The sequence below is a fragment of the Pseudomonas sp. IPO3749 genome (genome assembly GCF_013386605.1).
GTDB lineage: Bacteria > Pseudomonadota > Gammaproteobacteria > Pseudomonadales > Pseudomonadaceae > Aquipseudomonas > Aquipseudomonas azotoformans_A.
The window spans coordinates 14292-38733 of the sequence record NZ_JACARN010000012.1; the positions used below are offsets into that span (position 1 = coordinate 14292).

A 24442-nucleotide genomic window follows, 5' to 3' on the forward strand; every position below is an offset into this window, starting at 1 on the left:
ATATCCGCTTCTACCTACCCATTTGGTCAGCTTTATCGCTCTAAACCGTGAAAAAAAGGCATATGGCCCGTCGGACGGCGACCAAAACACCCTTCGAAGCCCGTCTCGGCCAATGGTGCGGTACACTTGGCGACTTTTCGGGGAGGCCCACCGCTCCCCGCTCAACCAGCCGAGAAGCCTATGCCGATCCGTCATTGCATCGTCCACCTGATCGACAAAAAACCCGACGGCACACCTGCAGTTCTCCACGCCCGCGACTCCGAGCTTGCCGAGTCGGCCGCCATCGAGAACATGCTTGCCGACCTCAACGAGAGCTATAACGCCAAACAAGGCAAGGCCTGGGGTTTCTTCCATGCCGAGTCCGGCGCGCACCCGTTCAGCGGCTGGTTGAAGGAGTATTTCGACGGTGGTCAGGATTTCACCACCTTCAGCCGTACGGCGGTCGAGCATCTGCAGAAGCTGATGGAGGAGTCCAACCTCTCCACCGGCGGCCATGTGCTGTTCGCCCACTACCAGCAAGGCATGACCGATTACCTGGCCATCGCCCTGCTGCACCACAGCGAAGGCGTGGCGGTGACCGACGAGCTGGACGTGACCCCGTCGCGCCACCTGGACCTCGGCCAATTACACCTGGCGGCACGCATCAACGTGTCCGAGTGGCAGAACAACAAGCAGTCCAAGCAGTACATTTCCTTTATCAAGGGCAAGAACGGCAAGAAGGTCTCGGAATACTTCCGCGACTTCATCGGCTGCCAGGAAGGCGTCGACGGCCCGGACGAGACCCGTACCCTGCTCAAGGCGTTCAGCGACTTTGTCGAAAGCGAAGACCTGCCGGACGAATCCGCCCGCGAGAAAACCAAGACTTTGGTGGATTACGCCAGCAGCCAGGCCAAGCTCGGTGAACCGATGGGGCTGGAGGAACTCTCGGGGTTGATCGATGAAGATCGGCCTAAGGCGTTCTACGACCACATCCGCAACAAAGACTACGGCCTGTCGCCGGAAATCCCGGCGGACAAGCGCACCCTCAACCAGTTCCGCCGCTTCACCGGCCGCGCCGAAGGCTTGTCCATCAGCTTCGAAGCGCACCTGCTGGGCGACAAGATCGAGTACGACGAAGCTGCCGGCACCTTGATCATCAAGGGTCTGCCGACTCAACTGACTGATCAGCTCAAGCGCCGTAACTGATGCTCGGCGGGGTTTTCAAGAAAGTCCTGCTGGTGTTGCTGGTCGTGGTGGTGATCCAGAACTGGGGCAAGATCGAGCGGGTGTTCAACCCGTCCCAAGTGGTATCGGAACAAACCCGCGCTTCAGCGCGGGTGGTGCTTTATTCCACCGAGTGGTGCGGTTACTGCAAGCAGATCCGCCGCTTTCTGGACCAGAAAGGCATTCCCTACCAGGCGGTCGATATCGAGAAGGATGCCCAGGCGCGCAAGGCGTATGAAGCGTTGGGCGGCGGCGGAATTCCGTTCGTGGACGTGAACGGCACGCTGATTCGCGATTACGACCCCGAAAAGATCATGGCGGCGCTGAAATAATCAGCGCACCACGATCATCCGTCCCAATACTGTATGCAGCTCAAAGCCAAGCACGGCCTGCAAGGCATTCAACACCGCCTGCGGGTCCTTGCTCGGGAAACTGCCGCTGACGCGCTTGGCGCCCATCTCTTCGTTGAGCAACAGAATGCGGCCTGGGTAGTAACGCTCCAGGTCCTTGACCACGTCCGCCAACGGCGCCTTGTAGTAGTTGAGCCAGCCGTCGCGCCAGGCCAGGCGTGATTCGCTGTCCACCGCGTGCAGAGGGTCAGCAACGCCGTCTACGTAGGCCACTTGCTGTCCCGCCGTAAGAATTTGCTGCGCACCTTGCTTGGACGGCGTCACGCCAACCCGCCCGGACAACACCGTTACCTGAGCGCCTGCCGGTTGCAGGCGCACTTCGAATTGCGTCCCCAGCACCCGCGCTTCACCACTGCCCGCCTCCACCACAAAGGATTGCCCGGTGTGGGTCACGCTAAAAAATCCGGCACCGCGACGCAGCTGGATATGCCGTTCGCCATGGTTGAAATCCACGGCAATCGCACTGTCAGCATCAAGGGTGACTTGGGAATTATCCGCCAGCGTGACGGTTTTGACTTCACCCGGCGCAGTCACGTAGTCGGCACCGAAATCATCGACCCAGCGTGACGGCTGCCAGCCGGCGCCCATGGACACCATCAACAGCAGGCACGCGGCCATCGCCAAGGCGCCGGACCAACGCACCACCCGCGAGCGTTTCGGGGCGTTCATGGCATTGAGGTAGCCCTGCAACACCAACGAATCCTCGTCCGCCAGCTTGCGCGCTGGCACTTCGCTCAACTCCCACAACACCTGGGCCTGGGAATAGGCCTCGACGTGCGCCGGATCTGCCCGCAACCACTGGCTGAAAGTGGCCTGGTCGCCACTGCTGGGCTGGTCATGCAGCAGGCTCAACCAGGCCAGTGCGGCTTGTTCCTGGGCGGGCGTAGGAGTGACGTTCACGGTGCTTTCCCTGGCGATGGTTCGCGAAGGCTGGCTTTGCAGGCTTCGAGGGCACGCATCATATGTTTTTCCACGGCACTTCGGGACAGGCCCATGGCCTTGGCGATTTCTGCGTACTTGCGGCCGTGGATGCGGTTGAGCAGGAAAATCTGCCGCGTGCGTTCGGGAAGGCCGCGCAAGGCGGCTTCGACGTGGCGCAGGTCATTGCCGGCTTCCAGTGCCGCCTGGGGTTCAGAGCCTTGGTTGTCTTGCTGCTCAGGCAGCCAGCCTTCACTGCTACGCACCCGTGCGCCTTCGCTGCGCAGGTGGTCGATGGCGATATTGCCGGCGCAGCGCAGCAGGTAGGTGCTGAGTTCTTCGACCTGCACCAACGGCCGGCGCCAGAAACGCAGGAACAGATCCTGCACCAGGTCGGCCGCCGTGGCGCGGCAGCCCACGCGGCGACTCACCAAGGCTTCCATCTGCGAACGCTGGGACAAAAACACCTGCAGGAAATGCGCACGTCCACCCGCCGCGTCAGCGTGCGGGCTGTCCTGGGATTCGGGGGGCGTGCTGATCATCATGACGGGCTCAGAAAGTGGCGAAGGCTGCAACGGGGCTGGCAAGCAGGCCGACGCCCGCCAGGATCAAGGCCAGCCTTGGCCGGTACGGCAACAACAGCACCAGCAGCAACGCGCTGAGCATCAGCACGGCGCACCACTCCACCAGGCCCCGGCCCCAACCGGCGACATCCACTGCCGGCCAGATCGACACCACCAGCAGCAACCAACCAATTACACGCAAACCCAGGCGCCGACCGGGCGAGGGTTTGCTGTGCAGCAACTCGCCGTGGTGACGGTCAGTGGACAGACACAGTGCAGTGAACCCGGCGTAGCACATCAGCAGCGCGAGCAGCATTCAGTTCGCCTCCTGCTTCAGCGTCAGGGGGCGTGCGCGCTCTGCTTTAGGCGCAGGCGCGGTGCGACGCTGCATCTTCCAGGCGGCCCAGCCGAGGAAAACGCCACTGGCCAGACAGGTCAAGTCGAAGCCAGCCATGGCCCAGTCGCCGGTTGCCAGCGAAACGCCCAGGTGATGCGAAGTCGTCAATGCATTGAGCAGCGGGATCGCGATAAACAGCAACGCGCCGAAGCTCAGTTGCTCGACCCAGCCCTGGCGACCGCGACGCAGCATGGCGTGCAACAGGCTCAGGCCCCAGGCGATAAAGAAGGTTTGCACTTCCCAATCGGAACGCTCGGCAAAGCTTGCCGGCAACAAACGGTTGGCCCAGAAAAACGCGGCGATGGCGATCATCAGCCCGGACATGCTGGCGATGTTCAACACTTCCACCAAGCGCAACTCAAACGGCATGACCGCAGCCTTGGCATGTTTGAGCTGGCGCTTGCCGAGCCAGATCACCAGCCCGGTGCCAATCATCGCCGTGCCCGCCAGGCCGCAGATAAAGTACAACCAGCGCAACACCGGACCGGCGAAGTGGCCCATGTGCAGGCCATAGAAAGTACCGCCGATAGCAGAAGGCAACGACTGCCCGCCACTGACCCGCACCAGCTCGCCGGTGGTGCCGTTGAAGGACACGGTGCTGCCAAAATCATGCACCACGCTGTCGGAACCCGCGCGGAACACATTGACCGAGGCGTTCACATCGCTGGGGTTATTCACGGCGACGCGCCCCACATGACCACCGGCCCATTGCGCCCGCGCTTGCTCGTACATCGGCATCAGCGGCAGCAATGTGCCTGGCTGACCCGTCGCCGGCGCGTTGTTGGTATTCGGGAACACTTCGCTGAAGAACGCTCGGGTGTCTCCCCCATAGGAAGCCAGGATCGGCGCCGGCATCACCATGCTCATAAAGATCACCAGGCTGCTGTAGGTGATCATCAGATGGAAGGGCAACACCAGCACGCCGACCGCGTTGTGCCCGTCAAGCCAGGAGCGCTGGCCCTTGCGGGGGCGGAAGGTGAAGAAGTCCTTGAAGATTTTCTTGTGGGTGATGATGCCGGTGATCAAGGCGATGAACATCACCATCGCGGCGATAGTCGACAGCCAGCGGCCCCAGGGATGGGGCATTTGCAGCTGGAAGTGGAAACGATAAAAGAAATCGCCGCCCATGCTTTCACGGGCTTGCACGGCCTGGCCGGTGACGGGGTCGAGGGTTTTCTGGATGAAGTTTCCGCGTTTGCCAGGGTCGACCTTGTCTTGCCACATCACCGACAGGCCGGGGTCGCGGCTGTCCGGCAGGGTGATAAACCAGCGTGCAGCGGTCGGCGCGACTTGCTGCAGATAGGTCTGGGCGACCGTCAGGCTACGCGCGTCGTCCAGGGGGCGGGCCTGCACTTCAGGCTGCATCCAATGGCTGATCTCATCCTTGAAATACGCCAAGGTGCCCGTCAGGAAAATCGCAAACAGCAGCCAGCCAAAGATCAGCCCTGCCCACGTGTGCAACCAGGCCATGGCCTGGCGAAAGCCCTCTTTCATGTGCGTGCCATCCAGAAGCCCACACCCGCCAGGGTGGCAAATATCGCGCTCGGCAGCATCACGCCAAACCAGGCGCGCGCGGCGCTGCGGCAAGCGAAACACCAGAGCACGGCCAGCAGGTAGAACACGAAAGAACTCATCATCCCAGTGATCACTGCGTCAGTGCGGGACGTCGGCATCCACAGCGCCAGGCAGATGCTGGCCAGGGAAGCCATCAGATAGCCGCCCACCACGGCAGCCAGCACGCGCGAGGTAACGGCGAGGCGATAGGAGACAGGCAGCGAGGTTTTGCTTTTCATGCGGGAGGCGCCAGGTTCATCAGGCCGCAATATTAATGATAAATATTCTCATAAGCAAAACAGAACGGATGAAAGACCTGCCCCGACGGATTGCCGAAGCCCGTCGCGGGCCCTACAATGCGAACAATTCTTGTTCTCTAAAGCATGGCGATGCTTGTGGAGTGTCCGCGTTGAGCCCGTCCAATACCGTCGAAGTGTTGTACAACGACCATCACCACTGGCTCACCGGCTGGTTGCGTCGCAAGCTCGGCTGCCCGGAAAGCGCTGCCGACCTGGCCCAGGACACCTTCATCCGTGTGCTCACCGCGCGGGAAACACCCACGCTGGTCGAACCCCGCGCGTTCCTCACCACGGTCGCCAAGCGTGTGCTCTTCAACTTCTACCGCCGCCAGGACCTGGAGCGCGCCTACCTCGACGCCTTGGCGCAGATGCCCGAGCACGTGGCACCGTCGGAAGAAGAACGCGCCATCATCCTGCAAACCCTGGTGGAGTTGGACCAACTGCTCGACGGCCTGCCCGTCCAGGTCAAGCGTGCGTTCCTGCTGGCCCAACTCGATGGCCTGACCTACGCACAAATCGGCACTGAACTGGGTATTTCCATCGCCACCGTCAAACGCCACCTGAGCAAAGCGGCTATGCGCTGCTACTTCGCCCTATGAACTTCTCCACCCAAGTCGCCGAACAAGCCGTGCACTGGCTGATGGAAATGCAGCAAGGCGCGCTCAACCCGCGCCAGCAAGCCGCCTGGCAACAGTGGTTGAACGCCCACAGCGAACACCAGCGTGCCTGGGATCACATGCAGCGCGTCAATCAGCGCCTGCGCGGCATGCCCTCGCCCCTGGCCCATGCGGCGTTGAATGCGCCAACTTCCACCAGCCGTCGCCAGGCGTTGAAGTTGCTGTTGATCCTCGGCGCCGGTTCGGCTGCCGCCTGGAGCCTGCGCCAACAGCATATTTTGCCGCCGCTGACCGCCGACTACCGCAGTCCCGTCGGCCAGCGACGCAAGGTGCAATTGGCCGACGGCAGCCAGTTGCAGCTCAACACCGGCACCGCAGTGGATGTGCATTTTGATGGCCAGCAACGGCTGATCCGCCTGCTGGAAGGCGAGATTCTGTTGACGGGTATTACAGGCAGCACACCGTTGCAGGTGCTGACCGGCCAGGGCCTGCTCACTAGCCAGGCGGCGCGTTTTAATGTGCGGCAGTTCAACGATCACACCCAACTGGCGGTATTCGACGGACAAGTCGACGTGATGCCCAACACCTACACCGGCCTGCCGCTGAGCGTCCAGGCCGCGCACCAGGTCAACTTCACCCGCAAAGGCTGGGACACCCCGCGCCCCACCGACGCCAACAGCGGCGCTTGGGCCGACGGCATGCTGGTTGCTGCCCACATGCGCCTGGAAGATTTCCTCGGCGAACTCGGCCGTTATCGCCGTGGCCAGGTCAATTGCGACCCACAGGTAGCCAACCTGCTGATCTCCGGCAGCTACCCGCTGGATGACAGCGAGCGCATTCTCGACCTGCTGGAAGTGAGCCTACCGGTGAAGGTACGGCGCTTTACCCGCTACTGGGTGACCGTGCAGGCGCGCGCCTGAAATTAATTCAAAAAACAGTGAGCCGTTTTCCACCCCTCGCGTGACAGAGAAGGAAAGCCACCTTGATCCTTCCTTCTCAGGACCGCTCTTCATGCCCCAGCAACCGACGCTTCTTGCCCGCACCGTGCGCCAACTCCTACTCGGCGCCAGCCTCAGTCTGACTGTGCTGCCCCCGGTGATGGCGGCCGACGCCAAGCCCTATCACATCGCCCCGACGTCGCTGGAAGCAGCACTGAACCAGTTTGGCCGCGAAGCCGGCGTGTTGATTTCCTTCGGCTCCGAAGTCACGGCGGGTATGCAGAGCCGTGGTTTGTCCGGCAACTACGGCGCTGCGGACGGCCTGCAAAAATTGCTGGAAGGCACCGGCCTGCAAGCCCGTGCCGAAGGCGACAATGCCTACAGCCTGCAACCGACCACGGCACCGGCCAGCATTGAGTTGGGCACCTCCAGCGTGGTCGGCGACTGGCTGGGCGACGCAGCGCAGACCAATGTGTTCGAACACCCCGGCGCCCGCGATGTGATCCGCCGTGAAGAATTCGAACGCCAGGGCGCCACCCAGGCCAAGGACGTGCTCAACCGCATTCCCGGCGTCAACGCCCCGGACAACAACGGCACCGGCAGCCACGACATGGCACTGAACTTTGGCATTCGTGGCCTCAACCCGCGCCTGGCGTCGCGCTCCACCGTGCTGATGGATGGCATCCCGGTGCCGTTCGCGCCCTACGGCCAGCCGCAACTATCCTTTGCACCGATCAGCATGGGCAACATGGACGCGGTCGACGTAGTGCGCGGCGGCGGTGCGGTGCGCTACGGCCCGCAGAACGTCGGCGGCGTGGTCAACTTCGTGACCCGCGCGATCCCGGATGCACCGACGGTCAAAGGCGGCTTGCAGACCGAAACCAGCCCATCTTCCAGCCACGACGGCTTCAAGACCACCGGCAACCTGCTGGCCGGCGGCACGGCTGACAACGGCCTGGGCGGGGCGATTCTGTACTCCGGCACCCGTGGCGGCGACTGGCGCGAAAACAGCAATACGCGTATCGACGACCTGATCCTCAAGGGCAAATATCAACTGGATGACGCCAACAGCTTCAACGCCATGGCGCAGTACTACGAGGGCCAGGCCGATATGCCGGGTGGCTTGAACGTCGCGGACTACAAGGCGGATCCCTACCAGTCCACCCGCCCCTACGACAAATTCTGGGGCCGCCGTACGATGTTCAACGTCGGCTATCGCTATGAGCAGGACCGCCGCGAGTTCACCGTGAACAGCTTCTTCACCAAGACCTTGCGCAGCGGTTACCTGGACCAGGGCACGTTCCTTTCGCTGTCCCCGCGTGAATACTGGGTGCGTGGCATCGAGACCCGCTTCGCCCAAGGCTTTGACCTGGGCCCGACCAGCCACGAAGTCGGCGTCGGCTACCGCTACATCAACGAGGCCGGCCACGAACTGCGTTACCGCACGCCGATTGCCGCCAACCAGCAGATCCCCACCACCGACAGCCGCAACGACCGCGACACCCGTGGCGGCACCGAAGCCAATGCGTTCTTCATTGATGACCGGATCGATATCGGCAAGTGGACCATCACGCCGGGCGTGCGCTACGAGATGATCGAGTCCCAGCAGACCAACAACCTGACCAACGTCAAATACAAAGGCGACTACAACACCGCGCTGCCGGCACTGAACGTGCTGTACCACCTCAGCGACAGCTGGAACCTCTACGCCAACACCGAAGGTTCGTTCGGCAGCGTGCAGTACAGCCAGATGCCGAACCGCGTGACCAGCGGCGAAGTGAAACCGGAAAAAGCCCGTACCTGGGAACTCGGTACCCGCTACGACGACGGCGCCTTGCGTGCGGAAATCGGCGCATTCCTGATCAACTTCGACAACCAGTACGAAAGCAACCAGACCAACGACTCGGTGATTGCCCGTGGCGAAACCCGCCACCAGGGTATCGAGACCAGCGTCAACTACGCGCTCGACGGTTTGAGCCCGGCGCTGGCTGGCTTTGATGTGTACGCCACTTACGCCTACGTCGACGCGACCATCCGCGAAGACGGCCCGAACAAAGGCAACCGCGTGCCCTTCTCGTCCAAGCACAAAGGCACCCTTGGCGTGGGCTACACCGAAGGCCGCTGGAAGCTCAACCTGGACAGCAGCTACCAGAGCAGCCAGTTCGCCGACAACGCCAACACCGAGAAGGAAACCGCCAACGGCGCCAACGGACGCATCCCTGGCTACATGTTGTTCAGCAGCCGCGCAGCCTATGACTTCGGCCCGCAGCTGTCGGATTTGAATGTGGCAGTGGGTGTGAAAAACATCTTCAACACCCAGTATTTCACCCGTTCGTTCGACGATAACAATAAGGGTAAATACGTGGGAGAACCACGCACGGTCTACGTGCAGACCTCCATTGCGTTCTAACGCCACCCAAACGAAAACGGGCCTGCAAATGCAGGCCCGTTTTTAGTGGAGCGTGAGAAAGCTATCAGCCGTTGAACACGGCGCGTTCTTTTTCCAGAAACTCCTGCTCAAGCTCATCTTCGTTGACTTTGGTGGTCGGCTGGTTTTTCCCGGCAGCGCGTGGCTTGCCTTGCAGTTTGCCGAACAGATGTTCCAACGCATGGTCCAGCTTGGTCGCCGCACCGTCGATCGCCTGTTCCAGGGTATCGGCTTTGTGCAGCACGGACAGCGGTTGATGGCCTTTTGGCCGCGCTTCCAGGCGGCAACTTAAATCGTGGGGACCGGGCTTGTCGCCGTTCTCATCCCGCAGGTAGACCTCCACTCGGGTCAGGTCTTCTTCGTAACGTTCGAGCGTGCTCTCAATGGTAGTACGTACCCACTCCTCCAGTCGGATGCTGCTTTCAATATGGTTATCGCTATTGACTTGGATTTGCATAGTTCTTCCCTTATTTCAGCTAGCTCGCGAGAGGTCACAACTGCAACACCGGGTCGGTGAAACCATGACCTCTTGATTACACAATTGAGCAGTCAGCAGAACAATTCAACCCCTTTGCAAAGATAAATCCCACATTACAAATTAAGTCTGACTACGAGCAAAAACGCTGTTAGGGTGGGGAGTTGGTTACATCTTCTTATGCCCAGCCAACCTCACAATTGCCCCTCTCCCAACGGGTGCAATCCGCGGAAAATCCCTGCTTCTTCAACCAACCAATCGTGCACCGCGCGTACGCCCGGATGGCTCAGTGCGCCTGGTGCATACAGCAACACGTAACGTTTGTGGTTAGGCACGGCCAGGCCGAAGGGCACGATCAAGGTGCCGCGCTCCAACTCATCGTTGAGCAAGGTGCGCCGCGCAATGGCCACGCCCATGCCGGCGATGGCGGCTTCGATGGTCAGGTGGTTGCGGTTGAAGGTGTGGCCACGGCGCACGTCGGCGTGGTGATAGCCGATAGCATTCAGATAAAACTCCCACTCGGCGTACTCATAACTCCCACGCCAGGCGGTGATGTCGTGGAGCAGTGGGAAATGCACGAGGTCGGCGGGACCATGCAGCGGTGGCCGGCCGCGCAGAAGGCTCGGGGCACAGACCGGGAAAATCTGCTCATCCAGCAGGGCTGTGGATAACAGGCCAGGGTAGCTGCCGTCGTTCAAGTCAATGGCCAGGTCGAAGTCACCCTCATGCAGGGCGATGCTGCTGTCCTCGGCGACCATGCGCAATTGGATATCCGGAAAGCGCTGCTGCAAGCGCGGTAACCGAGGGGTCAGCCACTTGCCGAGAAACGAAGGGATCGAGCGCAGGCGCAGAGTGCCGCTGATCATCCCCGCGTCCAGGCGCTGCAACTCCGCGTCGATGCTGCCGTAGGCCTCCCCCACCGTTGTCGCCAATCGCTGCCCTTCGGCACTCAGCTCCACCCCACGCGCGCGCCGATGAAACAAGCGGAAACCCAATCGCTCCTCCAACTGACGGATCTGCTGGCTCACCGCGCCCGGCGTGATGTGCAGTTCCTCGGCGCAGCGGGTGAACGACAAATGCCGTGCAGCACAGGAAAAAACGTGCAGCCAGACATACGTCTGGCCATGAAGGGGCCGGGTCATAGCGTTTAGTCCTGCTAAAGGGTGTCTTAGGATAATTCGTTGGTCAGTGCCGTTCCAGAGGCTCAGTATCGCGCCAATTCCGCTCGCTCTACAAAACATGGCAGCGATTTCTACTCCATTGCTTGTAAGGCTTTAGCATGGCTATCAGTGTTTTCGATCTATTCAAAGTGGGCATCGGCCCTTCCAGCTCCCACACCGTCGGCCCAATGCGGGCGGCGGCGACCTTTTCCCAAGCCCTGATCGATCAACAACTGCTGAGCGACACCCGCCGTGTAGAAGTGCGCCTGTACGGCTCGTTGTCCGCCACCGGCGTCGGCCACGCCACCGACCGCGCCTGCGTAATGGGCCTGATGGGCGAATGGCCGGACCGGGTCGACCCCACCTCGATCAACGCACGTATCCAGCAACTGCGCGAATCCGGCCGACTGCTCCTCGCAGGTCAGCAGGACATTGCCTTCAACTGGAAGCACGATCTCCTACTGCTGGACGAAAGCCTGCCCTACCACCCCAACGCCATGTCCCTGCACGCCTACGGCGAAAACGGCCTGCTGAGCGAGCAGACCTACTACTCGGTGGGCGGCGGTTTCATCATCGAAGCGGCGGAAGCGGCCTCGGGCATTGCGCCGACCAGCGATGTGGAATTGCCCTACGACTTTTCCAGCGCCGTGGAACTGCTGGCCTTGTGCAACAAGCACGGCCTGCGGGTTTCCGAGCTAATGATGGCCAACGAACGCGCGTGGCGCAGCGACGCCGACATCCGCAGTGGCCTGTTGCACATCTGGTCGGTGATGCGCGAATGCGTGGAACAAGGCCTGCGCGATGAAGGCATCTTGCCGGGCGGTCTGGACGTACCGCGCCGCGCGGCGAAATTGCACCGCAGCCTGCTGGAAATCGGCAAACCGAATGTCATCACCTCGACCTTGTCGGCCATGGAGTGGGTCAACCTGTTCGCCCTCGCCGTCAACGAAGAAAACGCGGCCGGTGGGCGCATGGTCACTGCACCGACCAACGGCGCGGCAGGAATCATCCCGGCGGTGCTGCATTACTACATGAAGTTCAACGCCGACGCGTCTGACGACGACGTGGTCAATTTCTTCCTGGCCGCCGCCGCCGTCGGCATTCTCTGCAAGAAAAACGCCTCGATCTCCGGCGCCGAAGTTGGCTGCCAGGGCGAGGTGGGTTCGGCCTGCGCCATGGCTGCAGCAGGGCTTGCCGATATTTTGGGCGCTACTCCAGAGCAACTGGAAAACGCCGCCGAAATCGGCCTGGAACACAACCTCGGCCTTACCTGCGACCCGGTCGGCGGCCTGGTGCAAGTGCCGTGCATCGAGCGCAATGCCATCGCGGCGGTCAAGGCGATCAACGCCACGCAAATGGCCCTGCGCGGTGACGGCAAACACTTCATTTCCCTCGACCGGGTGATCCGCACCATGCGCGATACCGGCGCCGACATGCATGACAAATACAAAGAAACTTCACGGGGCGGCCTGGCGGTCAGCTGGGTGGAGTGCTGATCGGAGCACTGCTACCCGCCCCTTACGTGAGCCCGCGCAAAAATAATAACGAGGCAATAACGATGACCGATGTACGTACACCTGCTGCTGAAAATCCTGCTGCTACACCAACAACCGTGACCACCGGCTGGACCAAACACGATACCACCTGGATGCTGGGCCTCTACGGCACCGCCATCGGCGCCGGCACGTTGTTCCTGCCGATCAATGCCGGCGTCGGCGGCTTCTGGCCGTTGATCGTGCTGGCCCTGCTGGCCTTCCCGATGACCTTCTTCGCCCACCGTGGGCTGACGCGCTTTGTGCTGTCAGGCAAATCCGGTGACATCACCGAAGTGGTCGAAGAACACTTCGGTGTCGGCGCGGGCAAGCTGATCACCCTGTTGTATTTCTTCGCCATCTTCCCGATCCTGCTGGTGTACAGCGTGGCGCTGACCAACACCCTGAGCAGCTTCATGGAACACCAACTGCACATGGCCCCGCCCCCTCGGGCGATCCTGTCGCTGGTGCTGATCCTCGGCCTGATGGCTATCGTACGATGCGGCCAGGGCGTGATCGTCAAGGCCATGAGCGTGCTGGTGTACCCGTTCGTCGCCGCCCTGCTGTTGCTGGCGTTCAGCCTGATCCCCAACTGGAATGGTGCATTCTTCGCCTCCGCGGGTGATGGCATGCCCCTGCCGCTGTTCTTCAAGACCCTGTGGCTGGCGATTCCGGTGATGGTGTTTTCCTTCAACCATTCGCCGATCATCTCCGCCTTCGCCGTCGACCAGAAACGCGTGTACGGCGCCCAGGCCGAGCGCAAAAGCAGCGGCATCCTGGCCACGGCCCACGGCATGATGGTGCTGACCGTGATGTTCTTCTGCTTCAGCTGCGTACTTGCACTGTCGCCAGCCGACCTGGCAGCGGCGAAGGCGCAGAACATCTCGATCCTGTCCTACCTGGCCAACCACTTCCAGACGCCGGTGATCGCCTACGCCGCACCGTTGATTGCGCTGGTAGCTATCACCAAATCCTTCCTCGGCCACTACATCGGCGCCAGTGAAGGTTTCCAGGGCCTGATCGTCAAATCCCTGCGCGGGCGCAATCGCTCGATGTCGGCCAAATGGCTGGAACGCTGCACCGCACTGTTCATGGTGCTGACCTGCTGGGCCGTGGCTACCTTCAACCCGAGCATCCTGGGCATGATCGAAACCATGGGCGGGCCGATCATCGCCTGCCTGCTGTTCCTGATGCCGATGTACGCCATTCGTCGCGTGCCATCTCTGCGCCAGTATTCGGGCCAGGTGTCGAATGTGTTTGTAGTGGTGATCGGGCTGATTGCGCTGTCTGCGATCGTTTTCTCGGTACTGCCCTGAAATAGATCACCCAACAAAAAGGCGAACCTCGGTTCGCCTTTTTTTGTCCCGCAATAAAGGCTCGGCGCCTTATACGGCACGGCCTTTGCTGTACAGCTGTAGAGGGAAACGGACCTTGTGAAAACCTCAGCGACGGAGTGGCCGATGGTCAGGAGACGCGAACTAATCCCGACACCGGTCGTCAATGACTGCATGTTCTTATCAGGCGGTACGCACCATGGACAATCCTTTTCAGATCATCACCGACACCTTCACCCCTGAATACCGCGTCAACTTGAGCATCCAACGGCTGGACGGCAGCATCATGCTGACCCTCTCGAACGAGCAAGGCGTAGTGGCCAAGCGCATGATCAGCGCCGAACAACGCAATGATCCAAAGCGGCTTAAACGCTTGGTGCAAAGTATCCAGTTCGGTATTGCCATCGAGCAGGGCCACAGCGCCATGGAGATCCTGGCGGTGATGACGGATGGCGATCACAAAGTCCTGCAGCGACCGCCGACCCGCGCCCTGCCGTTCAGCGTCGGGCTTTAAAGCTCGCCCTTCTCGGTTTCCAGGCTCGCCTCGCCCTTGCGACGCGGGCCTTCGACCTTCACCGAAGGGAAGGCCGACGAGGCGTAGCGCACCACCAGAATCGCGAACGCCAACAGCAGAATCCCACCGCACAGGTAGATGATTCCCACGTCCGGCGGATTGTGGTGCGACACGTTGGAGATCAGCAGTCGCGTCAACGCGGTGATTGCCACGTAGATCAGGAAGCGTACCGGCATGTGGTTGGTCTTGAAGTAAATCCCGACCATCGCACCCAATTCCAGGTAGATGAACAGCAGCAAGATGTCATCGATCTTGATGTGCCCGTTCTCCAACATCCCCAGAAACTCCATCACCGCCGCCCAGGCCGTCACCGCACCAATGGCGAACAGCGCCAGGTAGTGGAACGACTCGACGAACAGGTTACCCAGGGATTCGGCCAGCCCGTGGACTTGCTGACGCAGCCTTTCGGCCCAGTTGATTTTCACGATGATGCTTCCTTAGGTCGACTCGACCGGATAATGCGGGTTGGACGTGACGGTTGTTCTGCATGCAGAAAAAAGGCCAGGGGCAGGTATATGATGATGGCGGGGTGACATGAGGCACTCCAAACCTGTATTTACGGACTACATTAAAAAACTGCTATCCAAATCCGATGGTTTGGCTTAACCTTTTTACTGTATATAAATACAGCATTCCAGCAACACCCGAACACAAGGGCTACTCCCCTTCACTACTGCACCCTGATGACGAGGCCAAAAAATGGCTGTTGAAACCCTGTATCGCAGTACCCGCGACTTGGAGACTACATTCGTGGATCGCAAACTTGCCGACGCACACGACCAGATGCTTGAACTGGCAGAGTCTCTGATGGATGTCCTGTTGAAAAACGTGGAAGGCTTGACTGAAAAGCAGGCAGAAGACGCCGGTATTTTCATGGCCAAGAACCGCGCCGCCTTTGCAGCAGCATTCAAGAACAACGCCAGCGCCCTGGCCGAGATCGGGCAGCCGGAGGCAGAGTAAGGAGGCCGGCCCGCCTCCGTTGATTCAGGGTGAACCAATGGGTTCAGGCAGACCGGCGATTCATGGTTTTACCAAAGGCTATTCGCGCCTTACGCCTGCCACAAGGTTTTACCGAAGAAGGTCAACGTGCGGTCCCACGCCAGTTGCGACCATGCGGCGTCGTATTGCGTGTCGGGGATACGGCCATGGCCGATCGCCGTTTCGTTGGCAAAGGCATGGCGCGCCAGGTAGCGATAAAACGTAGCGTCAACACCGGCCGCGTGCAGCGTTGACTCCAGCTCCGCGACGGTTTCGATATTGAAAAAAGCATCCTGCGTGCCCCAATGGCCAATCAGCGGTGCTTTGATTTTTGCCGCATCCAGGTACTCAAGCGGCGGGAAGCCATACCAGACCACACCCGCGGCCAGTTCTGGAATTGCATTGAGCGCCAACAGTGTCAACGCCCCGCCCATGCAGTAGCCGGTCACGCCCACTTTTTTCGAGTCGGCCTGCAGGTAACGCACTGCGCCTGTGATGTCCTGGGACACCGCATCGCCAAAATCCAGGCTGTCCATCAGGTGATGGGCTTCTTCCTCTTCCACGGTCGAGGCGCCGCGATAAAGGTCCGGCACCAGCACCCGGTAACCGCATTCGGCCAGGCGGATGGCCACGCCCTTGATCTGCTCGTTAAGCCCCCACCACTCTTGAATCAATACGATGGCCGGCGCCCCTTCCAGCACAGCCGGGCTGGCCAGGTAGCCGTTGACTTCGGCACCGTCAGGGCGCTTGAACGTTACGGAATGCGCTGTTGCTTGATTGGACATGAAGACTCTCCGCGGCAAGTAGGAAAACGATGGCGGGCAAGCACCGAAAAGCGCCCGCCTTCAGAACCCTATCAGGATTTTCAAGCTGACAAACCCTCCTCTCCCCTCGTTATGTACCACTGTGTATTAGCGCACCCGCGCGACATATTCGGGATACAAATCACCGGTCTACTGGGCCTGCCTGAACCTTCACTGATCAATACGCCGTGACCGAAGGTTCAATCACATAGGACCCGGAGAATAAAAATGCACGACTCAACACCGGTTGATCGCCTGATCGTCAACACCTACACCAATGGCCTCATCGGCCCCAGCCAGAAGATGCTCGGCCCGCTCGCCGATGGCGGCACCCTCATCACCGGAACTCCACCCGGGTGTTGGGGCCCGATGATCACGCCCGCGTTTGAGGGCGGCCATGAGGTGACTCAACCCGTATTCATCGCCGGCGCCGAAGTCGGTGACGCCGTGGCCCTGAAGATCAAACGCATGCGCGTAACGTCGCTGGCCACTTCGTCAGGCGTCATGCGCTTTGTTGAGGGGCGTTATCACGGCGATCCCTTTGTCGCCAAGTTCTGCTCCAACTGTGGGCAGGAGCATCCCGCCAGCCATGTCGACGGAATCGGCGCCGACGCCATTCGTTGCAACGCCTGCGGGGCGGAGGTCAGCGCGTTTCGTTTCAGCCATGGCTACGTCATCGTGTTCGATGCCGAACATCAGGTGAGCCTGACCGTGAACCAGGCGGTAGCCGACCGCCTCGCCGGCCAGGCACCGGATATGGCGGCGTTGCCGGAGATGTCCGCGCAACATTCGATTCTGTCCCTGGCCCGCGCCGATATCCCCGGCCTTGCCGCGCACATGCGGCCTTTCCTGGGCAATATCGGCACCACGCCTTCACGGGATCTGCCGGATTCCCACAACTGTGCCGACTTCGGCCAGTATCTGGTCGGCGCGCCCCACCGCTACGGCATGACCCATGACCAACTGCATGCGGCGAAAACCGACGGGCATATGGACACCAACTCCGTACGCGAAGGTTGCGTGCTGATTTGCCCGGTGAGAGTCCCCGGTGCCGGGGTGTACATGGGCGATATGCACGCCCAGCAAGGCAATGGCGAAATTGCCGGGCATGCCACCGATGTGTCGGGCGAAACCGAACTCACTGCCCACGTGATCAAGGGGTTGAACCTCAAAGGCCCGATCCTGCTGCAAAACCTCGATGACCTGCCGCCCATGGCTCGCCCGATGACCGCCGAGCAACGGCTGCACGTCAAGGCACTGGGCGAGCACTGGGGGCAGTTCGAGATCGAAGACAACGGGCCCATTACCTTTATCGGCAGCGGCGCCGACCTCAACCTGGCGACGGAAAACGGCCTGGAGCGCGCGGCGGAGGTCACGGGCCTGTCGATGGACGAGGTGCGCAACCGCGCAACGCTTAACGGTTCGATTGAAATCAGCCGGTTGCCGGGAACCGTTCGCGTCACGCTCCTGTGCCCGATGCACATTCTGGATCGCATGGGGGTCGGCTCACTGGTGCGTGAGAAGTATCAACTCTGATCGGTGTATCAGCGGTACAGCAAGCGCTCGGCCAGCTCATCCGCCACCCGAGCGGGTGAGCGTTTTTCCGCCTGGGCGTGGGCGAAGATCTCAGTGAGACGCGTGCCGATGTTGGACAGGTGCGCGGTGATGGTCGGCAGTTCCGCCCCGCTGTGCTTGAGCGCGACGTAGATCAGGCCGCCGGAGTTGATCACATAGTCGGGCGCGTAGAGGATGCCGCGCCCTTCCAGTTGATCGGCCACTTGCAGGTTGGTCAATTGCGCACTGGCGGAACCGGCGACGGCGGCGCAGCGTAACTGGCCGACGCTCTGGCGGTTGAACACGGCGCCGAGACCACAGGGCGCCAGGATGTCGCACGGCGTGCTCAGTAACGCGTCGTTGGCGATGGGGTGTGCGCCCAGTTGTTCCATGGCCAGTTGCACCTTGCCGTGGTCGATGTCGCTGACCAGCAATTCCGCACCGGCAGCGTGCAGTTGTTCAGCCAGGGCGTAGCCGACATTGCCCAGGCCTTGGATCGCCACACGCAAGCCTTCAAGGTTATCGCTGCCCAGGCGCGCCATCGCGGTGGTGCGAATGCCGGCGAACACGCCCATGGCGGCATGGGGCGATGGGTCGCCTGCGGCGGTGGTGCTGGTGACGTAACGGGTGTGCTGGGCGATGCAATCCATGTCGGCCACCGAAGTGCCGCTGTCGGTGGCGGTGATGTAGCGCCCGTCGAGTTGTTCGATGCAACGGCCAAAGGCTTCAAACAATGCCGCGCGGTTTTCCACGTGGCCGGGACGCAGGATCACAGCGGTGCCACCGCCCACCGGCAGACCGGCCAGTGCCGCCTTGTAGCTCATGCCTTGGGCCAGGCGCGCGGCATCAGCCACGGCACTTTCGTCGTCGGGGTAGGAAAGGTAGCGACAGCCACCGAGAGCAGGCCCCAGGCGGCTGTTATGAATGGCGATGACCGCCTTCAGCCCAGTGGCCGGGTCGATGCTCAAGTGCAGCGATTCAAGGCGGGTGCTGTGCATGAGAGCAAACATCGTCAAGCTCCCGAATCACTTCTAGTAGTGGGCCAAGTATAGGCTTGCGGCAGAAAACTGCCGGACCAGGCTGGAATAAGCCGCCCGATTTCGCAGATCTTGCGACATAAGCACGCAGGATATTTTCCAAGCCACTGGACGAAAATTCCCAGCAAGGCTAAAACGGGAGCATCTGCCGGAGAATGCAATGAATCCCCGCAACGCCTTTTTCGCCTGCCTGGAACGCTCCCCTCCCGCGCTGTTTGAAGCGGCGTTGTGGATTGCTGCCGAGCACGATCCGGCCGTAAAGCCCTCGCAGATCCTGCAGGAACTGACCTTGCTGCAACAACAGGTGAGCCTGGGCATGCCGCTGTTGCCGGCGGATGAACTGGGCCAGCCGCTGTTACGGCGCTTGAATGACCTGGGGTTTGCCCAGGATGAATTCACGCCCCTGCGCCCCGCCGCCGCCCTGCTGGACAAAGTCTTGCAGCGCAAACGCGGACAACCCCTGGCCATGGGCCTGATTGCCCTTGAGCTGGCGCGGCGCCTGGAGATTCCCATGGTTGGCGTGAATTTCCCCGGCCATTTCCTGTTGCGCGTGCCCGGCGCCGATCATCTGCTGGACCCCTGCGGCGGTCGACGGTTGTACCCCAACGATTGCCGCGACCTGTTGCAGCGCCAATACGGCCCCAACCTCAAGTTGCAGGCTGATCACCTGCACACCGCCGACCCGCGTTCGATCCTGCAACGGTTGTCCCGCAACCTGCGCCAACTGCACCTTTCCAACGACGTTCCGCTCCAGGCCTTGATCGACGCCGAACGCGTGCTGGAACTGGGCAACGCCAGCGCCGCCGACTACCTCGCACGGGCCAGCCTGTATCAGCGCCTGGACTGCCCCAACGCCGAGCGCTTCGACCTGGAACACGCGCTGATGCTCAGCGAAGACCCGATCCAACGCCTGCGCCTGACCGAACGCCTGGGCCACCTGCCGCCCAATTCAGTGGTGCATTAAGCCTGCGGTGTCTTGAGAATATCGCCCGGCAGCGGACTCTTCGGCACCTCGATTCCAGGCGAACGCACCTGAATGATCAACAACGCCGCAATCACCGCCGGTATCGCGCAGAAAAAGAAAATCTGCTGCACCGGAATATGCATCGCCAGCAACAGACTGCCAAACAGCGGCCCCAGGATTGAGCCAAATCGCCCTACACCCAGCGCCCAGCCTGTGCCGGTGGCGCGCACGTGCGCCGGGTAGAAGTTACTGGCGAAGGCATTGAGGGTCAGTTGACCACCGATGATGCAAAACCCGGCCGCAAATACACAGGCCACCAGATAGCGCGGGTTGTCATGGTTGAGGCCGAGCAGAAGAGTGCACGCCGCAGCCGCGGCCAGTACGCAGGACAACAGGCGCACTTTGCTTTTCAAGCGGTCGGCGAACCAGGCCATACCAATGGCGCCCACGGTGCCGGCGAACAGGAACATCGAGGTCACCAGGTTGGCTTCTTTCAACGCCAAGCCACTTTCCAGCAGCAGCGACGGCAACCAGCTGATCATGAAATACAGCAGGATCAGACTGACGAAGAAAGTCGCCCATATCAGCAACGTCGGGCGTGCGTAGCCATTACGGAACAACTCCACCACTGTTAGCTTGCTGCCCTGTTCCTGCTGGTTTTGCGCCTCGGTCGCCAGAGGCGGGTGCCAGCCCGGCAACATGCGTGAGGTCACTTTCTGTAGCCTTGCGTAGGGCGGCGCATCACGCAGCAAACGCGGCAAGGATTCCGGCAACAACCACACCAGAAACGGGAACAACAGCAATGGCGTCACGCCCCCCGCTAGAAACACCGCCTGCCAGCCGAAGCCTTCGATAAACCCCGCCGCCACGAACCCGCCCGCTGCGCCGCCGAACGAAAAGCCACACGCCGCCAGGGTCACCATCAACGTACGCAGGCGCGGCGGCGAATATTCCGACATCAAAGCCATCGCACTCGGCATCGCGCCGCCCATGCCGATGCCGCAGATAAACCGCGCGGCCATCAGCGTGTTCAGCGAATTGGCAAAGACCATCAGCACCGTCAGCGTGGCGTAGATCAGAACGCAGCCAAGCAGGATGCGACGCACGCCGAACCGATCCGCCAGCGGCGTCACCAGCAACGAGCCCAAGGTCAGCCCCAGCAGGTTGGCGCTGAACACCGGGCCGAATGCAGCCTTCTCCAGCCCCCAATCCTGGGCCAGCGCCGGCACCACGTAACCCAGCACCTGGGCGTCATAGCCGTCGGTCACCAGCAGCAGCGCCAGCAACAGGAGAATCAGCCACTGATAGCGCGACACCGGGCGGGCGTCGAGTGCCGCGCGAAAGCTGGCAATCTGATTGTGCATCGCAAGTACCTGTTTTTTATTGTTATGGAACAGCAAGCGTCAGGCGGCAGGTGTATCTGGCTGGTTGGCCGGATGAGCCTGCACAAAGGCCGGATGCTGCGCTGCCAACGCCGCGACCCGACCAATGCGCGGGTACGCCGCCAGCGGCACCTTGAAACGCTCGGCCGCATACAGTTGCGGGATCAGGAAGGTGTCGGCCAACCCCGGATGCTCGCCGAAGCAAAACCCTTGGTCGCCGATCAACTGCTCCACCGCGCCCAATCCCTGGCTGATCCAGTGCCCAATCCACGCCAACAGTTGCGCCTCGTCATGCCCCCATTGGCGTAGCAGGTTCTGGGTGCTGGAGTTATGCAGCGGATGGATATCGCAGCCGATGATCGAGGCCACCGCACGCTCATGGGCGCGGGTCGCCAGGTCCTTGGAGAGCAGCGGCGCCTGTGGATAACGTTCCTCCAGGTATTCAATGATCGCCGGCGACTGAATCAACAGTTCGCCCTCCTCGGTACGCAAGGCCGGGACGCGACCTTGCGGGTTGATCGCCAGGTACTCGGGCTGACGATTGGCGCCGCCCGCCGGCACAAGCAGGTTGACCGGCACCGCGGTGAAATCCAGGCCCTTGAGCGCCAGGGCAATACGCACCCGGTACGACGAAGTGGAACGATAGTAGGTGTAGAGTTCCATTACCCTGCCCTCCTAGCGCGCCGCGATCACGGTGCCACGGCATTCGCCGAAACCGATGGAGGCAAACCCCTCACGGTTGCAGCGCGCACGCAGGATGATTTCGTCGCCATCTTCAAGGAACTTGCGCACTTCGCCGGACGGCAATTCAACGGCTTTTTTGCCGCCTTCAGTCATTTCCAGCAGGCTGCCGAATTGACCGGCTTGCGGACCGGACAAGGTGCCCGAACCAAACAGATCACCCGCCTGCAATTGGCAACCGTTGACGCTGTGGTGGGCCACCAATTGCGCAACCGTCCAGTACATGTGCAGGCTGTTGCTCAAGGCCAGGCGATGGGCCGGCAGGTTCTGCTCGCGCATGGCGGCGGTGGTGAGCAGCACTTCCAGCTCGATGTCCAGGGCACCTGCGGCCTGGTCACGTTTATCCAACAGATACGACAGCGGTTGCGGGTCGCCCTCAGGGCGCGCCGGTTGCGCTTTGCGGAACGGTTCCAGGGCTTCAGCCGTGACCACCCAAGGCGAAATGGTGGTGATAAAGCTTTTCGACAGGAACGGCCCCAACGGCTGGTATTCCCAGGCCTGGATATCCCGTGCCGACCAGTCATTGAGCAGGCAGAAACCGGCGATGTGATCGGCCGCGTCACCAATGGCAATCGAATCGCCCATCTCGTTGCCCTGGCCGATCCAGATGCCCAGCTCCAATTCGTAGTCCAGGCGCGCACACGGGCCGAAGGTTGGCTCGGTTTGCCCGGCCGGCAGGGTCTGGCCTTTGGGGCGGCGCACGTCGGTGCCCGAGGTGCGAATAGTCGAAGCGCGGCCGTGGTAACCAATCGGTACGTACTTGTAGTTCGGCAGCAGAGGATTATCGGGACGGAACAGCTTGCCGACGTTCTGCGCATGCTCGATGCCGACGTAGAAGTCGGTGTAGTCATTAATCCGCGCCGGTACCTGCATCTGGCAATCGGCGGCGCGGTGCAGCACCTGCGCTTCGCGGGTGTGCAGCTTGCTGCCTTCGGCCAGCAGTTCCAACAGGCGCTCGCGCAAGGCCACGCGCGGGCCGCGGCCCAGTTCAAAAAAGGCGTTCAATTGGCCACCGGCGGTCGCTTCGACGGCGCGACGGGCTTCACCGTCGAATTCATCGATGGCGGCGTGCAGATCCAGGATCGAGTCGCCAATCGCCACGCCCGCGCGCGGGGCCGAGCCGTTGATGCTGAACACGCCCAACGGCAGGTTTTGCAGGGGAAAATCGGTGTGACCATTGGCGGAGGCCACCCAGCTGCGGGTAAGTGTGGGCTGAGTCATGGGTTATCTCCGGTTCGGGTTGAAGGTGGCGGGCAGCGAGGCCCAGCACGCGTCATAAGTGGTTTGCAGTTGTGGGCAGTCCAGGGCGAACTGGGTGGGACGCAGCACTTGGCTGGTCTCGAACATGAAGGCCATGGTGTTGTCGATCTTGTGCGGTGCCAGCTCTACGTTGATGGCCTTGGTACAGGTCTCGCCGTCCGGACCATGGGCGCTCATGCAGCTGTGCAGCGATGCGCCGCCGGGCAGGAAGCCTTCGGCCTTGGCGTCGTAGGCGCCCTGGATCAGGCCCATGTATTCGTTCATCAGGTTGCGGTGGAACCACGGCGGACGGAAGGTGTTCTCGGCCACCATCCAACGCGGTGGGAAGATCACGAAGTCGAGGTTGGCCAGGCCGTGGGTGCTGGTGGGCGAGGTCAGGACGGTGAAGATCGACGGGTCCGGGTGATCGAAGCTCACGGTGCCAAGGGTGTTGAAGCGGCGCAGGTCGTATTTGTACGGCACGTTGTTGCCGTGCCAGGCGACTACGTTGAGGGGTGAATGGTCCAACTCACAGGCCCAGAGTTCGCCGAGGAATTTCTGCACCAGCGTTGTCGGTTTCTTCACGTCTTCGTAGTGGGCGACTGGCGTCAGGAAGTCGCGCGGATTGGCCAGGCCATTGCTGCCAATAGGGCCCAGGTCCGGCAGACGCAGTGGCGCGCCGTGGTTTTCGGCGACGTAACCACGCGCCTGAGCATCCAGCAGCTCGACGCGGAATTTGAGGCCGCGCGGCAGCACGACGATTTCCAGCGGCTCCACGTCCAGCACACCCAACTCGGTGGCGATGCGCAAGCGACCTTGCTCGGGAACGATCAACAACTCGCCATCCGCGTTAAAGAACACACGCTCCATGGACCGGTTGGCGCGGTAGTTGTAGACGCTGATGCCAGAGGGCTTTTCTGCCGCCGAGTTGGCGACCATGCCTACAAGCCCATCAATGAAATCCGTCGGTTCACTCGGCAAATCCAACGGGTTCCAACGCAAGCGATTGGGCGTCACCGCCCCCAACGGCCCACCGGCCAATTGCCGCTCCAACTTGATGAAAGCAGGATGATTGGCCGACGGCTGGATGCGGTACAGCCAGGTGCGCCGAGCTTCGCTGCGCACCATGGTGAACGCGGTGCCGGAGAACAGTTCGGTGTACAGCCCGTAGGGCGCTTTTTGCGGGGAGTTCTGGCCGACCGGCAGTGCGCCGGGCAAGGCTTCGCTGGCGAATTCATTGCCGAAGCCCGACAGGTATTCGAGGTTCATGGATCGTCCTCTGTACGGAAGTTGTTTTTATCGTAATCCAGTTACGCATAACGTAATTTGATCACTATCGACC

General features: G+C 61.3%; 25 protein-coding genes. 11 read left to right on the top strand and 14 right to left on the bottom strand.

Annotated elements, in window-relative coordinates:
• Positions 1 to 180: 180 nt before the first annotated feature.
• Together yejK and HX812_RS04745 are read left to right on the top strand one after the other, a co-directional pair.
• A complete protein-coding gene (gene yejK, locus HX812_RS04740) occupies positions 181 to 1185 on the top strand; it encodes a nucleoid-associated protein YejK (protein ID WP_038850045.1) in 1005 nt (334 codons plus the stop codon).
• Entirely contained in the window at positions 1185 to 1535 is a 351-nt protein-coding gene (locus HX812_RS04745) for a glutaredoxin family protein (RefSeq protein ID WP_038850043.1), read from the top strand. Before yejK ends, HX812_RS04745 begins: the two co-directional genes overlap by 1 nt.
• On the opposite strand, the gene HX812_RS04750 is transcribed toward HX812_RS04745, so the two are convergent.
• From HX812_RS04750 to HX812_RS04770, 5 genes are read right to left on the bottom strand one after another with little or no spacing between them, the layout of a single operon-like run.
• Positions 1536 to 2513: a FecR family protein gene (locus HX812_RS04750; protein WP_038850040.1), complete on the bottom strand. Its 978-nt coding sequence runs from the start codon at positions 2511 to 2513 to the stop codon at positions 1536 to 1538. It lies immediately after the preceding gene.
• Positions 2510 to 3076 carry an RNA polymerase sigma factor gene (locus HX812_RS04755; RefSeq protein WP_038850039.1) on the bottom strand — a complete coding sequence of 189 codons (567 nt, stop codon included), beginning with the start codon at positions 3074 to 3076 and terminating at the stop codon, positions 2510 to 2512. The genes HX812_RS04750 and HX812_RS04755 overlap by 4 nt, the downstream gene beginning before the upstream one ends.
• Positions 3077 to 3083: 7 nt before the next feature.
• Complete coding sequence (locus HX812_RS04760; RefSeq protein WP_038850037.1) at positions 3084 to 3410, bottom strand: DUF3325 domain-containing protein; 327 nt, start codon at positions 3408 to 3410, stop codon at positions 3084 to 3086.
• Positions 3411 to 4985: a PepSY domain-containing protein gene (locus tag HX812_RS04765; protein WP_038850035.1), complete on the bottom strand. Its 1575-nt coding sequence runs from the start codon at positions 4983 to 4985 to the stop codon at positions 3411 to 3413.
• Positions 4982 to 5284 (bottom strand): DUF3649 domain-containing protein, encoded by a 303-nt coding sequence (locus tag HX812_RS04770; RefSeq protein WP_038850033.1) that lies wholly within the window; start codon positions 5282 to 5284, stop codon positions 4982 to 4984. The genes HX812_RS04765 and HX812_RS04770 overlap by 4 nt, the downstream gene beginning before the upstream one ends.
• 170 nt (positions 5285 to 5454) lie before the next feature.
• Here HX812_RS04770 and HX812_RS04775 point away from each other — a divergent pair, with 170 nt between their 5' ends.
• The 3 genes from HX812_RS04775 to fecA all read left to right on the top strand — a co-directional run bounded on the left by HX812_RS04775 (position 5455) and on the right by fecA (position 9309).
• The gene (locus HX812_RS04775; protein WP_038850031.1) at positions 5455 to 5943 is read left to right on the top strand and encodes a sigma-70 family RNA polymerase sigma factor; all 489 of its coding nucleotides are present in this window, start codon (positions 5455 to 5457) and stop codon (positions 5941 to 5943) included.
• Positions 5940 to 6881: a FecR domain-containing protein gene (locus HX812_RS04780; protein ID WP_038850030.1), complete on the top strand. Its 942-nt coding sequence runs from the start codon at positions 5940 to 5942 to the stop codon at positions 6879 to 6881. Before HX812_RS04775 ends, HX812_RS04780 begins: the two co-directional genes overlap by 4 nt.
• A 91-nt stretch (positions 6882 to 6972) precedes the next feature.
• The gene (gene fecA, locus HX812_RS04785) at positions 6973 to 9309 is read left to right on the top strand and encodes a TonB-dependent Fe(3+) dicitrate receptor FecA (protein WP_038850028.1); all 2337 of its coding nucleotides are present in this window, start codon (positions 6973 to 6975) and stop codon (positions 9307 to 9309) included.
• A gap of 64 nt (positions 9310 to 9373) precedes the next feature.
• On the opposite strand, the gene HX812_RS04790 is transcribed toward fecA, so the two are convergent.
• The gene (locus HX812_RS04790) at positions 9374 to 9784 is read right to left on the bottom strand and encodes an HPF/RaiA family ribosome-associated protein (protein ID WP_016978251.1); all 411 of its coding nucleotides are present in this window, start codon (positions 9782 to 9784) and stop codon (positions 9374 to 9376) included.
• A gap of 212 nt (positions 9785 to 9996) precedes the next feature.
• Positions 9997 to 10944: a LysR substrate-binding domain-containing protein gene (locus HX812_RS04795; protein WP_016978250.1), complete on the bottom strand. Its 948-nt coding sequence runs from the start codon at positions 10942 to 10944 to the stop codon at positions 9997 to 9999.
• 137 nt (positions 10945 to 11081) lie between these two features.
• Here HX812_RS04795 and HX812_RS04800 point away from each other — a divergent pair, with 137 nt between their 5' ends.
• From HX812_RS04800 to HX812_RS04810, 3 genes are all read left to right on the top strand, one after another.
• On the top strand, positions 11082 to 12458 hold the full coding sequence (locus tag HX812_RS04800) for an L-serine ammonia-lyase (protein ID WP_038850026.1): 1377 nt from the start codon (positions 11082 to 11084) through the stop codon (positions 12456 to 12458).
• Between the two features lie 62 nt (positions 12459 to 12520).
• Complete coding sequence (locus HX812_RS04805) at positions 12521 to 13810, top strand: serine/threonine transporter (RefSeq protein ID WP_038850024.1); 1290 nt, start codon at positions 12521 to 12523, stop codon at positions 13808 to 13810.
• Positions 13811 to 14027: 217 nt separating this feature from the next.
• Entirely contained in the window at positions 14028 to 14342 is a 315-nt protein-coding gene (locus HX812_RS04810; protein ID WP_038850023.1) for a DUF3509 domain-containing protein, read from the top strand.
• Here HX812_RS04810 and HX812_RS04815 read toward each other — a convergent pair.
• Positions 14339 to 14827, bottom strand: coding sequence for a phosphate-starvation-inducible protein PsiE (locus tag HX812_RS04815; protein ID WP_016978246.1), 489 nt, complete (start codon positions 14825 to 14827; stop codon positions 14339 to 14341). The two genes, HX812_RS04810 and HX812_RS04815, sit on opposite strands and share 4 nt — an antisense overlap.
• A 274-nt stretch (positions 14828 to 15101) precedes the next feature.
• Between HX812_RS04815 and HX812_RS04820 the strand changes: the two genes are divergently transcribed.
• Complete coding sequence (locus HX812_RS04820) at positions 15102 to 15362, top strand: YebG family protein (protein WP_016978245.1); 261 nt, start codon at positions 15102 to 15104, stop codon at positions 15360 to 15362.
• Between the two features lie 89 nt (positions 15363 to 15451).
• Here HX812_RS04820 and HX812_RS04825 read toward each other — a convergent pair whose 3' ends face one another.
• Positions 15452 to 16165: a dienelactone hydrolase family protein gene (locus HX812_RS04825; protein ID WP_038850022.1), complete on the bottom strand. Its 714-nt coding sequence runs from the start codon at positions 16163 to 16165 to the stop codon at positions 15452 to 15454.
• Positions 16166 to 16411: 246 nt separating this feature from the next.
• Here HX812_RS04825 and HX812_RS04830 point away from each other — a divergent pair, with 246 nt between their 5' ends.
• Positions 16412 to 17719: an acetamidase/formamidase family protein gene (locus HX812_RS04830; RefSeq protein WP_038850020.1), complete on the top strand. Its 1308-nt coding sequence runs from the start codon at positions 16412 to 16414 to the stop codon at positions 17717 to 17719.
• An 8-nt stretch (positions 17720 to 17727) separates the two neighbouring features.
• Here the strand turns inward: HX812_RS04830 and HX812_RS04835 are convergent, their stop codons facing one another.
• Positions 17728 to 18747: a Glu/Leu/Phe/Val dehydrogenase dimerization domain-containing protein gene (locus tag HX812_RS04835; protein WP_038850018.1), complete on the bottom strand. Its 1020-nt coding sequence runs from the start codon at positions 18745 to 18747 to the stop codon at positions 17728 to 17730.
• A gap of 187 nt (positions 18748 to 18934) precedes the next feature.
• Here HX812_RS04835 and HX812_RS04840 point away from each other — a divergent pair, with 187 nt between their 5' ends.
• A complete protein-coding gene (locus HX812_RS04840; RefSeq protein WP_038850016.1) occupies positions 18935 to 19738 on the top strand; it encodes a SirB1 family protein in 804 nt (267 codons plus the stop codon).
• Here HX812_RS04840 and HX812_RS04845 read toward each other — a convergent pair.
• Genes HX812_RS04845 through hmgA form a run of 4 tightly spaced genes read right to left on the bottom strand, consistent with a single transcriptional unit; the run spans position 19735 to position 24369 of the window.
• Positions 19735 to 21102 carry an aromatic acid/H+ symport family MFS transporter gene (locus HX812_RS04845; RefSeq protein ID WP_038850014.1) on the bottom strand — a complete coding sequence of 456 codons (1368 nt, stop codon included), beginning with the start codon at positions 21100 to 21102 and terminating at the stop codon, positions 19735 to 19737. The two genes, HX812_RS04840 and HX812_RS04845, sit on opposite strands and share 4 nt — an antisense overlap.
• Positions 21103 to 21141: 39 nt before the next feature.
• The gene (maiA, locus tag HX812_RS04850; RefSeq protein ID WP_038850013.1) at positions 21142 to 21783 is read right to left on the bottom strand and encodes a maleylacetoacetate isomerase; all 642 of its coding nucleotides are present in this window, start codon (positions 21781 to 21783) and stop codon (positions 21142 to 21144) included.
• Positions 21784 to 21795: 12 nt separating this feature from the next.
• Positions 21796 to 23082: a fumarylacetoacetase gene (fahA, locus tag HX812_RS04855; RefSeq protein ID WP_038850012.1), complete on the bottom strand. Its 1287-nt coding sequence runs from the start codon at positions 23080 to 23082 to the stop codon at positions 21796 to 21798.
• A gap of 3 nt (positions 23083 to 23085) precedes the next feature.
• Positions 23086 to 24369: a homogentisate 1,2-dioxygenase gene (gene hmgA, locus HX812_RS04860; protein WP_038850011.1), complete on the bottom strand. Its 1284-nt coding sequence runs from the start codon at positions 24367 to 24369 to the stop codon at positions 23086 to 23088.
• Positions 24370 to 24442: the final 73 nt, after the last annotated feature.